The sequence below is a fragment of the Stenotrophomonas sp. HITSZ_GD genome (genome assembly GCF_029543105.1).
Taxonomy (GTDB): domain Bacteria; phylum Pseudomonadota; class Gammaproteobacteria; order Xanthomonadales; family Xanthomonadaceae; genus Stenotrophomonas_A.
In genome coordinates, this window is the sequence record NZ_JARQXB010000004.1 from 261,345 (window position 1) to 274,793 (window position 13,449).

Consider the following 13,449-nt stretch of genomic DNA (forward strand, 5'->3'; position numbering starts at 1 on the left):
TCGGGAGAGACGATAAGCGGCACCGATCCGCAGGTGAATTCGAACGATCCGAACGCGCTGATAGCCGGCAGCTATGGTGCGATGCGGCAACAGGGACGCATCGCCCCTGCGCGATGTCAGCGCGAGTTGCCGAACAGGCCGCTGCCCAGCTTGAGCAGATCGCCGACGCCGAGCTGGCCGTCGCCATCCTGGTCGAGCACGCTGCCAAGCAGGCCGGACAGGCCGGGTTCGGCGCGTGCTTGCCGGTGTTCGTCGCCGAGCGCCTGGCTGAGCTGCGCGGCATTGCCGGCACCGCCGCCGAGGAAGCGCTGGGCCAGGAAGGACAGCACGATCGGCGCCAGGATCTGCAGCAGCTGGCTGGAGCGGCCGCTGTCCAGTCCGGTGGCCTGGCCGAGGCCCTGGGCGGCCTGGGGCGTATTGCCGCCGAAGATGTGGCCGAGGATGCCCGCGCCGTCGGTCTGCGCGCCGCCGCTGCCGCCGCCGAGCACCGCGCCGAGCAGGCCGCCCAAGTCGAGCCCGCCCTGTGGCGGGGCGTGGTCACGCTGCAGCGCGCCCAGCAACGCATCGGCGCCTTCGGGCTGCTGCGCGTTGCGGCCGAGCGCGCCCATCAGCAGCGGCAGGGCGGTGGCCACCGCGGACTGGGCTTGCGCGGGCTGCAAACCGAGCTGCGAAGCGATCTGTTCGATACCTCCTCCCTGCAGTTGCTGGAGGAGGTTGTGGGCGAGCGGCGTGGTGCTCATGGCGGCGTCCTGGCGAAGCGGGGTGGCGGGCCACCGAGGCTAGCAGAGGCACATTACCCCGGCGTCTACGAAACTGCGTCGTCCGTGGCGTGCTTGGCCGGGGCGCGCAGGCCGAGCGCCCGCGCCACGCCGGCACCATACGCCGGGTCGGCGCGCTCGCAGTGGGCGACATGGCGGCGCTGGACGAACTCGGGCGCGGCGCCCAGCGCCCGCGCGGTGTTGTCGAACAGGACCTGCCGCTGCGCATCGGACATCAGCCGGAACAGGTCGCCCGGCTGCGTGTACCAGTCGTCGTCGTCCTGGCGGAAATCCCAGTAGTCGCCCCCGCCGGCGTCGATGGCGATGGGCGGCTCGCGATACGCCGGCTGGTCCGGCCAGGCGCCCTCGCTGTTGGGCGTGTAATGCACGCGGCCGCCGTAGTTGCCGTCCACGCGCATCGCGCCGTCGCGGTGGTTGCTGTGCACGGGGCAGCGCGCCGCGTTCACCGGTACCTGGTGGTGGTTCACGCCCAGCCGATAACGTTGCGCGTCCGAATAGGCGAACATCCGTGCCTGCAGCATCTTGTCCGGCGAGATGCCAATGCCCGGCACCAGGTTGTTCGGCGCCATCGCGCACTGCTCTACATCGGCGAAGTAGTTGTCCGGGTTGCGGTTCAGTTCCAGCTCGCCCACTTCGACCAGCGGGTAGTCGGCGTGCGGCCACACCTTGGTCAGGTCGAACGGGTGGTAGGGCACGGTCTGCGCATCGGCTTCGGGCATGAGCTGCACGTACAGCGTCCAGCGCGGGAATTCGCCGCGCTCGATGGCCTCGAACAGGTCGCGCTGGAAGCTGTCGCGGTCTTGCCCGATCACCGCCGCCGCCTCGGCGTCGCTGAGGTGGCGGATGCCCTGCTGCGTGCGCCAGTGGAACTTCACCCAGCAGCGCCCGCCGTGGGCATCCACCAGGCTGTAGGTATGCGAGCCGAAGCCATGCATGTGGCGGTAGCCGGCGGGAATGCCGCGTTCGCTCATCACGATGGTGATCTGGTGCAGCGCCTCGGGCAGCAGGGTCCAGAAGTCCCAGTTGTGCGCGGGCGAACGCAGGTGGCTGCGGGGATCGCGCTTGACCGCCTTGTTGAGGTCGGCGAACTTGCGCGGGTCGCGCACGAAGAACACCGGCGTGTTGTTGCCCACCAGGTCCCAGTTGCCTTCCTCGGTGTAGAACTTCACCGCGAAGCCGTGGATGTCGCGCTCGCCGTCGGCCGCGCCGCGCTCGCCCGCCACGGAGGAGAAGCGCACGAACACCTCCGTGCGCTTGCCTGCCTCGCAGAACAGCTTGGCGCGGGTATGCGCCGACAGGTCGCGGGTGACGGTGAAATGCCCGAACGCTCCCGAGCCCTTGGCGTGCATGCGCCGCTCGGGGATGACCTCGCGGTTGAGGTGGGCCAGTCGCTCAATCAGCCACACGTCCTGCATCAGCAGCGGGCCGCGCGGGCCCGCGGTCAGGCTGTTCTCGTTGTCGACGACCGGTGCGCCGAAGGCCGTGGTCAGCGGGCAGTGCGCGGCCGCGTGGCCGGAAGCGGGCTTGCTCATCGGGGTGTCCTGCAGAAAAGAGTCTGCAGGCTACGGCGATGCGCGGGGCCGGGAAATCGAATCCCGGCATGACTTCGATGGAAAAAACGGATCGGTACGATCTTTCGCAGGCATCGCGCGCCGCGCGCGGCCTACGCGCGGATCAGAGCAACGCCTTGAGGCGGTACAGCGCTTCCATCGCCTGCTTGGGCGTCAGCTCGTCCGGGTCCAGCGCCTGCAGCGCGTCGAGCGCGGCGGAGGTGGGCGTGAACAGGCCGAACTGTTGCGGCGCGTCCAGCGACTGCGGCGCCATCTGTGCCGCGTGCGTCTCGCCGCCGCGTTGTTCCAGTTCGGCCAGCCGCCGCCGCGCCTGCGCCACGGTATCGCGCGGCAGGCCGGCCAGCGCGGCCACCTGCAGGCCGAAGCTGCGGTTGGCCGGGCCTTCCTTCACCGCGTGCATGAACACCAGCGAGTCGCCGTGCTCCACCGCGTCCAGGTGGACGTTGGCGATGCCGCTCGGCCCGCCTTCCACGCTTTCGTCCGCCAGCGCGGTCAGTTCGAAGTAGTGGGTGGCGAACAGCGTGTAGCAGCGGTTGCGGTGCGCCAGGTGGCGCGCCACCGCATCGGCCAGCGCCAGGCCATCGTAGGTGGACGTGCCGCGGCCGATCTCGTCCATCAGCACCAGCGACTGCGCGGTGGCATGGTGCAGGATGTAGCTGGTCTCGGCCATTTCCACCATGAAGGTGGACTGGCCCTTGGCGAGGTCGTCGCCAGCGCCGATGCGGGTGAGGATGCGGTCGATCGGCCCGATCACCGCGCGGCGCGCCGGCACGTAGCTGCCGATGTGCGCCAGCAGCACGATCAGCGCGTTCTGCCGCATGTAGGTCGATTTACCGCCCATGTTCGGGCCGGTGATCACCAGCATGCGGCGATCCGGATGCAGGTCCAGGTCGTTGGGCTCGAAGGGTTGTTCGCGCACCGCTTCCACCACCGGGTGGCGGCCGCGCTCGATGCGCAGGCACGGCGCGGTCTCCAGCTCGGGCTGCGCCCAGTCCAGCGCCTGCGCGCGCTCGGCGAAGGCGGCCAGCACGTCCAGCTCGCTCAGCGCGGCGGCGCAGCGCTTGAGCGGTTCCAGGTGCTCGCCCAGCGCATCGAGCAGGCCCTCGTACAACAGCTTCTCGCGCGAGAGCGAGCGCTCGCGCGCCGAGAGCACCTTGTCCTCGAAGGACTTCAGTTCCTCGGTGATGTAGCGCTCGGCGTTGGCCAGGGTCTGGCGGCGGCTGTAGTGCAGCGGCGCCTTGTCGGCCTGGCCCTTGCTGACCTCGATGTAATAGCCGTGCACGCGGTTGTAGCCGACCTTCAGCGTCGGGATGCCGCTGGTCTCGCGCTCGCGCAGCTCCAGGTCGATCAGGAACTGGTCGGCATTCGTCGACAGCCGGCGCAGTTCGTCCAGCTCGGCGTCGTAGTCGCTGGCGATCACGCCGCCGTCGCTGAGCTTGAGCGGCGGCTGCGGCGCCACCGCACTGGCGAGCAGGTGGGCGACCTGCGCGTGTTCGCCCAGTTCGGCGGCCAGCGCCTGCAGGCGGGGCGAATCCAGCGGCGAGAGCAGCGCGGCGATGTCCGGCAGCATGCCCAGGCCGTCGCGCAGCGTGGACAGGTCGCGCGGGCGCGCCGAGCGCAGCGCCACGCGGGTAAGGATGCGCTCGATATCACCGAGCGCGCGGAAGCGTTCGCGCAGGTCGGCATCGGTGCCGCGGTCGATCAAGGTGCCCACCGCGTGGTGGCGCTGCACCAGCACCTCGCGCAGCCGCAGCGGACGGTGCAGCCAGCGCCGCAGCAGGCGTCCGCCCATCGGCGAGACGGTGCTGTCCAGTACGCCGAGCAGCGTGTGGCGGGTGTCGCCATCCACGCGCGTGTCCAGTTCCAGGTGGCGGCGCGTGGCCGCGTTCATCGCGATCGCCTCGCCGGCGTTCTCCATCGCGATGGCGGTCAGGTGCGGCAGGCGCTGCTTTTGGGTTTCCTCCACGTAGCCGAGCAACGCGCCGGCGGCGGCAATGGCGCGCGGGCGCTCCTCGATGCCGAAGCCGGTGAGGTCGTGCAGCTTGAAGAAGCCCAGCAGCTGGCGGCGGCCGCTGTCGCTGTCGAACAGCCACGGCGCACGGCGGCGCAAGCCGGTGCGCTGGCGCAGGAATTCCGGCCAGCCTTCCTCGTCGGGGATCAGCAGCTCGGCCGGTTCCAGGCGGGCGAGTTCGGCTTCCAGCGCGTCGTCGCTGTCCACCTCGTTGACCAGGAAGCGGCCGCCGGCCAGGTCTGCCCAGGCCAAGCCATAGCCGGCCTTGCTGCGCGCCAGCGCCATCAGCAGGGTGTCGCGGCGCTCGTCCAGCAGCGCCTCGTCGGTGACCGTGCCCGGGGTGACGATGCGCACCACCTTGCGTTCGACCAGGCCCTTGGCCAGCGCCGGGTCGCCGATCTGCTCGCAGATGGCGACCGATTCGCCCAGTGCCACCAGCCTCGCCAGGTAGCCCTCGTAGGCGTGCACCGGAACGCCGGCCATCGGGATCGGCGCGCCGCCCGAGCTGCCGCGCTGGGTGAGGGTGATGTCCAGCAGCCGCGCGGCCTTGCGCGCGTCGTCGTAGAACAGCTCGTAGAAGTCGCCCATGCGGAAGAACAGCAGCAGGTCGGGATGGTCGACCTTGGCCGCGAAGTACTGCTTCATCAGCGGGGTGTGTTCTTGGGCTTTTTCCGACTTCATGGAACCTGCTGCGGGGAACGGCGCGGCGCGCGGCCAGCGAGCAGGCAAGTGTAGTGGATGCGCCCCCTGCCGACCCGCCGCGACGGTCTCAGCCGCGGCCCAAACGGCGCAGTGGCGGGAAGGCGCGCTGTAGGCAATCCATGCGCTCGCAGGTCAGGCAACCCGGGCCGATCGGCACCGCGCTGCCGCCCTGCAGGTCCAGGCCGCGCGAGTACACCAGCCGGTCGGCGTGGCGCAGGTCGCAGCCCAGCGCCAGCGCGAAGGTCTTGCGCGGCTGGCCGAAGCCCGGCGGCCCGCTGCTGACCTGCCGCGCCAGCCAGAAATGCTGCCGCCCGTCGGGCATGCGCGCGACCTGGGTGAGAATGCGCCCGGGCTGGTTGAACGCCTCGTACACGATCCACAAGGGGCAGGTGCCGCCGACCTGCGAGAAGTGGAAATCGGTGGAGGAATGCCGCTTGGAGACATTGCCCGCGCGGTCCACGCGCATGAAGAACACCGGCAGCCCCGGCGCGTTGCGCCGCTGCAGCGTGCTCAGGCGATGGCACACCGCCTCGAAGCCGACCGCGAAGCGCTGCGCCAGCCATTCGATGTCGTAGTGGCTGTCCTCGGCGCTGCGCAGGAACTCGCCGTAGGGCATGACCAGCGCGCCGGCGTAGTAGTTGGAGAAGCCGATGCGCGCCAGCGCCATGCGCTCGGCATCGTCGAAGCCGGCCTGGGCGATCAGCAGGTCGATCAGCGTGCCGTGTTCCAGCAGCGCCAGCTGCGCAGCCATCTGGAACGCCTGCTGCCCCGGCTTGAGCCACCCCGGCAGCCACAGCGTGCGGGTGGCCATGTCGTACAGGCGCTTGTCGCCGGCCTGGCCGTCCAGCCGCACGCGCAGCCCGTGGCGGTCGGCGAGCAGCTGGCGCAGGCGCGGGGCGAGGGTGTCCGGCGTGAGTCCGTGTTCGGCGTAGAGCGCTTCGGCGCGCTCGTCCAGTTCGGGGATGTAGTTGCGCTCGCGGTTGAAGTGGTCGCGCACGTGGTCGCCCGGCGAGAGCAACGGCGCGGCGCCATGGCCGCTGCCCAGCTGCATTTCCAGTGCGGCGGCACGCTCCTGCAGGTGGCGGTGCTCGCGGTGCAGGTCGAGCAGGGCATGGGCGACCTGCGGCAGGTTGCCGGCCAGGGCGCGCAGCTCGGCCGGGCTGACGGCGGTATGGCCGAGCGCGCGCATGGTGTCCTCCAGCGGGTCGACCAGCGCGGCGGGGTCGTCGCGGTCGAACAGCCCGGCCAGCTCGCCCAGCGCGTCCTTCAGCCGCTGCTGCACCGCCAGGGTCAGCGGGCGCTGGTTGCGCTCGATCTGGTTCAGGTAGCTCGGCGACAAGCCGAGCCGCCTGGCCAGCTCGGCCTGGGTCAGGCCGTGGCGCTGGCGCAGGCGCTGCAGGCGCAGGCCCAGCTGGCGTTGGGAGACAGGCATATTCGCAGGATTCGCAAGATTCGGGCGGCAGCTTAGCGCGATTAACCGCCGGATGGGCTGAATCCACGCCCGGCTTTGCGAACAATGCGAAGCATTCTTCCGCTGCCCGTGTGAGCCCCATGAGCGAGTCCATTTCCCGCGTCCGCCTGCTGATCGACGGTGAGTTCGTCGAGTCGGCCTCTTCCGAGTGGAAGGACGTGGTCAACCCCGCCACCCAGGCCGTGCTGGCGAAGGTGCCGTTCTGCACCAGCGCCGAGGTGGATGCCGCCGTGGCGGCCGCCAAGGAGGCCTTCAAGACCTGGCGCAAGACCCCGATCGGCACCCGCGCGCGCATCTTCCTGAAGTACCAGCAGTTGATCCGCGAAAACATGGGCGAGTTGGCCGCGCTGCTCACCGCCGAGCAGGGCAAGACCCTGCCCGACGCCGAGGGCGACGTGTTCCGTGGCCTGGAGGTGGTGGAGCACGCCGCGGCCATCGGCAACCTGCAGCTCGGCGAGCTGGCCAACAACGTGGCCACCGGCGTGGACACCTACACGCTGATGCAGCCGCTGGGCGTGTGCGCCGGCATCACCCCGTTCAATTTCCCGGCGATGATTCCGCTGTGGATGTTCCCGATGGCCATCGCCACCGGCAACACGTTCGTGCTCAAGCCCTCCGAGCAGGACCCGATGGTGACCATGCGCCTGGTGGAACTGGCGCTGGAAGCTGGCATTCCGAAGGGCGTGCTCAACGTCGTGCATGGCGGGCCGGACGTGGTCAACGCGATCTGCGACCACCCGGACATCAAGGCGGTCTCGTTCGTGGGCTCGACCAAGGTCGGCACGCACGTCTACCACCGCGCCTCGCTGGCCGGCAAGCGCGTGCAGTGCATGATGGGCGCCAAGAACCACGCCGTCGTGCTGCCGGACGCGAACAAGGAGCAGACCCTCAACGCGATGGCGGGCGCGGCGTTCGGCGCCGCCGGCCAGCGCTGCATGGCCGCCTCCACGCTGGTGCTGGTGGGCGAGGCGCGCAGCTGGATTCCCGAACTGGTGGCCAAGGCGAAAACGCTGAAGGTCAACGGTGGCACGGAAAGCGGCACCGATGTCGGCCCGCTGATTTCCTGCGCGGCGCGCGAGCGCGTCGAAGGCCTGATCGCCTCGGGCGTCGAGCAGGGTGCCAAGCTCGAACTGGACGGCCGCAACCCGAACGTCGCCGGCTACGAGAAGGGCAACTTCGTCGGCCCGACGATCTTCTCCGGCGTCAAGCCGGGCATGCGCATCTACGACGAGGAAATCTTCGGGCCGGTGCTGGTGATCCTGGAAGCGGAGACGCTCGACGACGCCATCGCGCTGGTCAACGCCAATCCGAACGGCAACGGCACGGCGGTGTTCACGCAGTCCGGCGCGGCCGCGCGCAAGTTCCAGGAAGAGATCGACGTCGGCCAGGTCGGCATCAACGTGCCGATCCCGGTGCCGGTGCCGCTGTTCTCCTTCACCGGTTCGCGCGCCTCCAAGCTGGGTGACCTGGGCCCTTACGGCAAGCAGGTCGTGATGTTCTACACCCAGACCAAGACCGTGACCGCGCGCTGGTTCGACGACAGCACGCTCGGCCATGGCGTCAACACCACCATCAACCTGAAGTGACCGCCATGAATGCCGCGATGAATATGCCGTTCGACACGGCCGACCTCAACGAAGAGCAGGAAGCGTTCCGCCAGGCCGCGCGCGATTTCGCGCTGAAGGAGCTGGCCCCGCATGCCGCCCAGTGGGACGAAGAGGGGCACTTCCCACGCGAGGCGCTGGCCAAGGGCGGCGAGCTGGGCTTCTGCGGCCTGTATACCGACGAAGCCTGCGGCGGCCTGGGCCTGAAGCGCCTGGATTCAGCCATCGTGTTCGAGGAGATGGCGGTGGTCGATCCTTCGACCTCGGCGTTCTTCTCCATCCACAACATGGCGACCTGGCTGATCGCCAGCTTCGCGCAGGAGCCGGTGCGCCAGCACTGGGGCCCGCTGCTGGCCAGCGGCGAGAAGCTGGCCTCCTACTGCCTCACCGAGCCGGGCGCCGGGTCCGACGCCGCCAACCTGAAGACCCGCGCCGTGCGCGACGGCGACGACTACGTGCTGGACGGCAGCAAGGCCTTCATCTCCGGCGCCGGTGCCACCGACGTGCTGGTGGTGATGGCGCGTACCGGCGAGGAGGGCGCGCGCGGCATCAGCGCCTTCGCCGTGCCGGCCGATGCGAAGGGCATCAGCTACGGCCGCAAGGAGGACAAGATGGGCTGGAACAGCCAGCCCACGCGCGGCATCACCTTCGAGAGCGTGCGCATTCCGGCCGGCCACCTGCTCGGCAAGGAAGGCGAGGGCTTCAAGCTGGCGATGAAGGCGCTGGACGGCGGCCGCATCAACATCGCCGCCTGCTCGCTGGGTGCCGCGCAGGGCGCGTTGGACGCGGCGCGCCGCTACATGGGCGAGCGCCGCCAGTTCGGCAAGAAACTGGCCGATTTCCAGGCGCTGCAGTTCAAGCTCGCCGACATGGCGACCCAACTGGTGGCCGCGCGCCAGATGGTGCACACCGCCGCGCGCAAGCTCGATGCCGGCGCGCGCGATGCCACCGTGTGGTGCGCGATGGCCAAGCGTTTCGCCACCGACGCGGGCTTTGCCATCTGCGACGAGGCGCTGCAGATCCACGGCGGCTACGGCTACATCCGCGAGTACCCGATCGAGCGCCTGCTGCGCGACAGCCGCGTGCACCGCATCCTGGAAGGCACCAACGAGGTGATGCGCATGATCATCGCCCGCCACCTGCTGAGCACCGAGGAGGAGCTGCGATGAGCGACTGGCTGCAGCGCGAACACACCGGCCTGAAGGTCGAGCGCGACGGCCATGTCGCCGTCGTGACCCTGAGTAACCCGCCGGCCAATACCTGGACCGTGCACAGCCTGGCCGCGTTGCGCGACCTGGTGAAGGCGCTGGACGCCGACCGCGGCATCTATGCGCTGGTGATCACCGGCGAGGGCGAGAAGTTCTTTTCCGCCGGCGCCGATCTCAAGCAGTTCGCCTCCGGCGACAAGGCCGCCGCACGCGAGGCCGCGCGCCGTTTTGGCGAGGCGTTCGAGGCGCTGAGCGCCTTCCGCGGCGTGTCGATCGCGGCGATCAACGGCTATGCGATGGGCGGCGGGCTGGAATGCGCGCTGGCCTGCGACCTGCGCATCGCCGAGGCGCAGGCGCAGATGGCGTTGCCCGAGGCCGCCGTGGGCCTGCTGCCGTGCGCCGGCGGTACGCAGAACCTGCCGCGCCTGGTGGGCGAAGGCTGGGCGAAGCGGATGATCCTGCTGGGAGAGCGCGTGGACGCCGATACCGCGCTGCGCATCGGCCTGGTCGAAGAAGTGGTGGCCAAGGGCGAAGCAAAGGCGCGCGCGCTGGAATGGGCGCACCAGGCCGGCAAGCAGAGCCCGGGCAGCGTGGCCGCGTGCAAGGCACTCGTGCAGTCCACCCGCCATGGCAGCCACGCCGCCGCGCTGGTGGCCGAGCGCGAGGCCTTTGTGGACCTGTTCGATACCGCCGACCAGGCCGAAGGCGTCAACGCCTTCCTGGAAAAGCGCGCGGCGCAGTGGAAGAACGCATGAACATCGCCGACAACGCGCAAGCGCCGGTTCTCTTCGAGACCCGCGAAGGGCAGGGCGGCCACCGCATCGGCATCGCCACGCTCAACGCACCCAAGACGCTCAACGGCCTGTCGCTGGAGATGACGCGGCTGCTCGACGCGCAGCTGCGCGCGTGGGCCGCCGACGAAGCGGTGGCCTGCGTGGTGCTGCGCGGCGCCGGCGACAAGGCGTTCTGCGCCGGCGGCGACCTGCACGGCCTGTACCGCAGCATGGTCGAGTACCGCCAGTCCGGCGCGACGGACATCACCGCCAACCGCTACGCCGCGCAGTTCTTCGAGGAGGAATACCGCCTCGACTACTTCATCCACACCTATCCCAAGCCGATCCTGTGCTGGGGCCACGGCATCGTGATGGGCGGCGGCATCGGGTTGATGTCCGGTGCCAGCCACCGGGTGGTGACCGAACGCTCGAAGCTGGCCATGCCGGAAATTACCGTCGGGCTGTTCCCGGACGTGGGCGGCAGCTGGCTGATGCGGCGCGTGCCGGGTGGGGCGGGCATCTTCCTCGCGCTGACCGGCGCGCCCTTGAATGCCAGCGACGCGATCTACGCCGGATTGGCCGATTACCAGTTGGAGCATGCCCAGTACGACGCGGTGATCGACGCGCTCGCTGCGCACGCGTGGCAGGGCGATGCGACGCAGGATCGCGCGCGCCTGGGCGAGTTCCTGGCGGGGTTGGCCCAGCCGTTGTCGCCCGGTCCGTTGCAGATGCACGCCGAGTTGATCGAACACCTGGTCAGCGCCGGCTCGCTGGAGCGCGTGGTCGGGGCGATCGAGGCGTTGTCGAGCGAGGATCCGTGGTTGCAGGCCGCGCGCGCCACCCTGGCCGCCGGTTCGCCCGGCTCGGCGCGATTGGCCTGGGCGCTGCAGCACGACGACGGCACCCGCACGCTGGCCGATACGTTCCGTACCGAATACGGGGTGGCGCTGCATGCCGCCGCGCATGGCGATTTCGCCGAGGGCATCCGCGCGCTGTTGATCGACAAGGATCGCCAGCCGCACTGGAACCCGGCGCTGCTGGCACATGCCGATGCGAGCTGGGCCGAAACCTTCTTCCAATCCCCCTGGCCGGCCGCGGCGCACCCGCTGGCCGACCTGGGCCACGCCTGACGGAGACATTGCAATGAGCCGGATCGCTTTCATCGGACTGGGCAACATGGGCGGGCCGATGGCCGCCAACCTCGCCAAGGCCGGCCACGCGCTGCGCGTGTTCGACCTGGTGCCCGCCGCGCTGGAGGCCGCCGTCGCCGCCGGCGCCCACGCCGCCAGTTCCGCCGCCGACACGCTGGCCGACGCCGAAGTCGTCATCTCGATGCTGCCGGCCAGCCGTCACGTCGAAGGGCTGTACCTGGGCGAGCACGGCATCCTGGAGAAGATCCCCGCCGGTGCGCTGGTGATCGACTGCAGCACGATTGCGCCGGCCAGCGCGCGCAAGGTGGCCGAGGCCGCCGCCGCGCGCGGCTTGCAGATGCTGGACGCACCGGTTTCCGGCGGCACCGCCGGCGCGGCCGCCGGCACGCTGACCTTCATCGTCGGCGGCGGCGCCGAGGCGCTGGAACGCGCGCGCCCGTTCCTGCAGGCGATGGGCAAGAACATCTTCCACGTCGGCGAAAGCGGCGCCGGGCAGGTCGCCAAGCTGTGCAACAACATGGCGCTGGGCGTGATCATGGCGGTGACGGGCGAGGCGATCGCCCTGGGCACCGCGCATGGGCTGGACGCCAAGGTGCTGTCGCAGATGATGGCGGTGAGCACCGGCCGCAGCTGGGCCACCGAAGTGTGCAACCCGTGGCCGGGCGTGCTGGAGAATGCGCCGGCGTCGCGCGGCTACACTGGTGGTTTCGGCAACGACCTGATGCTCAAGGACCTCGGGCTGGCGGTGGAGGCGGCGATGGGCGTGGGCGCCTCGATCCCGCTCGGCGAACTGGCGCGCAACCTCTATGCGATGAACAGCCGCGCCGGCAACGGCAAGCTGGATTTTTCCTCGGTGGTGAAGCTGGTCTCGAAGAACTGAGGCGCGGGCGCGTCGGTGCCGCGCGGCCCGCCGCGGCACCGACGGACTGCATGCTGTTTTGCAGGAGCGGCTTCAGCCGCGACCGCCTGATGCGATGGGTCGCGGCTGAAGCCGCTCCTACAGGGTAGGCCGTTGCGTTCCGTCGCGGCCCGTGCCGCACCCCTTTGCATGCGTGCAGCCTCAAGCATGCCCCCGTCGCCTGCGTGTAATAGTCTCCGCGTGCACTGGCCGCCTATCGTGGCGGCCAGTCCAAGGAACCTGCGCGATGGGACACGACCACAACCACGCCCCCAGCGAGATCCGCCACGAAAAGCCGCTGTGGTGGGCGCTCGCCCTGACCGGCGGCTTCCTCGTCGCCGAAATCGCCGGTGCGTTCGTCACCGGCAGCCTGGCGCTGCTTTCCGACGCGGCGCACATGGCGACCGACACGCTGGGCCTGATGATCGCGCTGGTCGCGGTACGCCTGAGCCGCCGCCCGCCCGATGTTAAGCGCACCTACGGCTACGCCCGCCTGGAAGCGCTCGGCGCGCTGGCCAATGGCGCGCTGCTGTTCGGCGTGGGCGCCTACATCCTGTGGGAGGCCGTGCAGCGCTTCCGCGCACCGCAGGCGGTGGGCGACACCGGCATGCTGGTGATCGCCGCGCTCGGGCTGGTGGTCAACCTGATCGCGATGCGCCTGCTGCGTGCGGGCGCGGGCGAGAGCCTCAACGTCAAGGGCGCGTACCTGGAAGTGTGGAGCGACATGCTCGGCTCGGTGGCGGTGATCATCGGCGCGCTGGCGATCCGCTTTACCGGCTGGCAATGGATCGACCCGGTGCTGGCGGTGCTGATCGGCCTGTGGGTGCTGCCGCGCACGTGGCTGTTGCTGCGCGAGGCGTTCAACGTGCTGCTGGAAGGCGTGCCCAAGGGCGTGGACCTGACGGCGGTGCGCGCGGCGTTGTGCGCCCAGCCCGGCGTGGTGGATGTGCACGACCTGCACGTGTGGGCATTGGCGTCGAGCACGCCGGCCTTGACCGCGCACGTGGTGGCGGCCGACGGCGTGGACGGCGACGGCCTGCGGCGCACGCTGGCGGCGGTGCTGCACGCGAAGTTCGACATCGACCACGTGACCCTGCAGGTCGAGGCCGATCACTGCGGCGATGCCTGCGCGGTGCATCCGGCCGCGGGCAAGGCGCATGCGGCGCATGCGGGGCACGATCCTGCGGCACATGCGCACGACGATGGGCACCGGCACGGCGCCGATGCGCAGGGGCACCACGGGCATCCGCATCCTTGAGCGGGGCGTGGGCGGATGAAAGG

The 13,449-nt window shown here is 70.0% G+C and carries 10 protein-coding genes; 6 read left to right on the forward strand and 4 right to left on the reverse strand.

Annotation, left to right across the window (positions count from 1 at the left end; genetic code table 11):
• Nucleotides 1-116 precede the first annotated feature (116 nt).
• The 4 genes from P6166_RS06510 to P6166_RS06525 form a co-directional block, all read right to left on the reverse strand.
• Nucleotides 117-740, reverse strand: a complete 624-nt coding sequence (locus P6166_RS06510; RefSeq protein WP_277763659.1) for a DUF937 domain-containing protein — start codon at nucleotides 738-740, stop codon at nucleotides 117-119.
• 65 nt (nucleotides 741-805) lie between these two features.
• Entirely contained in the window at nucleotides 806-2,311 is a 1,506-nt protein-coding gene (locus tag P6166_RS06515) for a catalase (RefSeq protein ID WP_277763660.1), read from the reverse strand.
• Nucleotides 2,312-2,453: 142 nt separating this feature from the next.
• The gene (gene mutS, locus P6166_RS06520; RefSeq protein WP_277763661.1) at nucleotides 2,454-5,042 is read right to left on the reverse strand and encodes a DNA mismatch repair protein MutS; all 2,589 of its coding nucleotides are present in this window, start codon (nucleotides 5,040-5,042) and stop codon (nucleotides 2,454-2,456) included.
• An 88-nt stretch (nucleotides 5,043-5,130) separates the two neighbouring features.
• Nucleotides 5,131-6,495: a short-chain fatty acyl-CoA regulator family protein gene (locus tag P6166_RS06525; protein WP_277763662.1), complete on the reverse strand. Its 1,365-nt coding sequence runs from the start codon at nucleotides 6,493-6,495 to the stop codon at nucleotides 5,131-5,133.
• Nucleotides 6,496-6,614: 119 nt separating this feature from the next.
• Between P6166_RS06525 and P6166_RS06530 the strand changes: the two genes are divergently transcribed.
• From P6166_RS06530 to P6166_RS06555, 6 genes are all read left to right on the forward strand, one after another.
• Complete coding sequence (locus tag P6166_RS06530; protein WP_277763663.1) at nucleotides 6,615-8,120, forward strand: CoA-acylating methylmalonate-semialdehyde dehydrogenase; 1,506 nt, start codon at nucleotides 6,615-6,617, stop codon at nucleotides 8,118-8,120.
• 5 nt (nucleotides 8,121-8,125) lie between these two features.
• Nucleotides 8,126-9,307, forward strand: coding sequence for an acyl-CoA dehydrogenase family protein (locus P6166_RS06535; protein ID WP_277763664.1), 1,182 nt, complete (start codon nucleotides 8,126-8,128; stop codon nucleotides 9,305-9,307).
• Nucleotides 9,304-10,101, forward strand: coding sequence for an enoyl-CoA hydratase (locus P6166_RS06540; protein ID WP_277763665.1), 798 nt, complete (start codon nucleotides 9,304-9,306; stop codon nucleotides 10,099-10,101). The genes P6166_RS06535 and P6166_RS06540 overlap by 4 nt, the downstream gene beginning before the upstream one ends.
• Nucleotides 10,098-11,249, forward strand: coding sequence for an enoyl-CoA hydratase/isomerase family protein (locus P6166_RS06545; RefSeq protein ID WP_277763666.1), 1,152 nt, complete (start codon nucleotides 10,098-10,100; stop codon nucleotides 11,247-11,249). The genes P6166_RS06540 and P6166_RS06545 overlap by 4 nt, the downstream gene beginning before the upstream one ends.
• A gap of 13 nt (nucleotides 11,250-11,262) precedes the next feature.
• Nucleotides 11,263-12,150 (forward strand): 3-hydroxyisobutyrate dehydrogenase, encoded by an 888-nt coding sequence (mmsB, locus tag P6166_RS06550; RefSeq protein WP_277763667.1) that lies wholly within the window; start codon nucleotides 11,263-11,265, stop codon nucleotides 12,148-12,150.
• 265 nt (nucleotides 12,151-12,415) lie between these two features.
• The gene (locus P6166_RS06555; RefSeq protein ID WP_277763668.1) at nucleotides 12,416-13,426 is read left to right on the forward strand and encodes a cation diffusion facilitator family transporter; all 1,011 of its coding nucleotides are present in this window, start codon (nucleotides 12,416-12,418) and stop codon (nucleotides 13,424-13,426) included.
• Nucleotides 13,427-13,449 lie beyond the last annotated feature (23 nt).

Bases quoted from the DNA above. Each gene is read 5' to 3' on its own strand.
- P6166_RS06535 (WP_277763664.1), top strand. From the start codon at position 8,126: ATGAATGCCGCGATGAATATGCCGTTCGACACGGCCGACCTCAACGAA.
- mutS (WP_277763661.1), bottom strand. From the start codon at position 5,042: ATGAAGTCGGAAAAAGCCCAAGAACACACCCCGCTGATGAAGCAGTAC.
- P6166_RS06525 (WP_277763662.1), bottom strand. From the start codon at position 6,495: ATGCCTGTCTCCCAACGCCAGCTGGGCCTGCGCCTGCAGCGCCTGCGC.
- mmsB (WP_277763667.1), top strand. From the start codon at position 11,263: ATGAGCCGGATCGCTTTCATCGGACTGGGCAACATGGGCGGGCCGATG.
- P6166_RS06510 (WP_277763659.1), bottom strand. From the start codon at position 740: ATGAGCACCACGCCGCTCGCCCACAACCTCCTCCAGCAACTGCAGGGA.
- P6166_RS06540 (WP_277763665.1), top strand. From the start codon at position 9,304: ATGAGCGACTGGCTGCAGCGCGAACACACCGGCCTGAAGGTCGAGCGC.
- P6166_RS06515 (WP_277763660.1), bottom strand. From the start codon at position 2,311: ATGAGCAAGCCCGCTTCCGGCCACGCGGCCGCGCACTGCCCGCTGACC.
- P6166_RS06545 (WP_277763666.1), top strand. From the start codon at position 10,098: ATGAACATCGCCGACAACGCGCAAGCGCCGGTTCTCTTCGAGACCCGC.
- P6166_RS06555 (WP_277763668.1), top strand. From the start codon at position 12,416: ATGGGACACGACCACAACCACGCCCCCAGCGAGATCCGCCACGAAAAG.
- P6166_RS06530 (WP_277763663.1), top strand. From the start codon at position 6,615: ATGAGCGAGTCCATTTCCCGCGTCCGCCTGCTGATCGACGGTGAGTTC.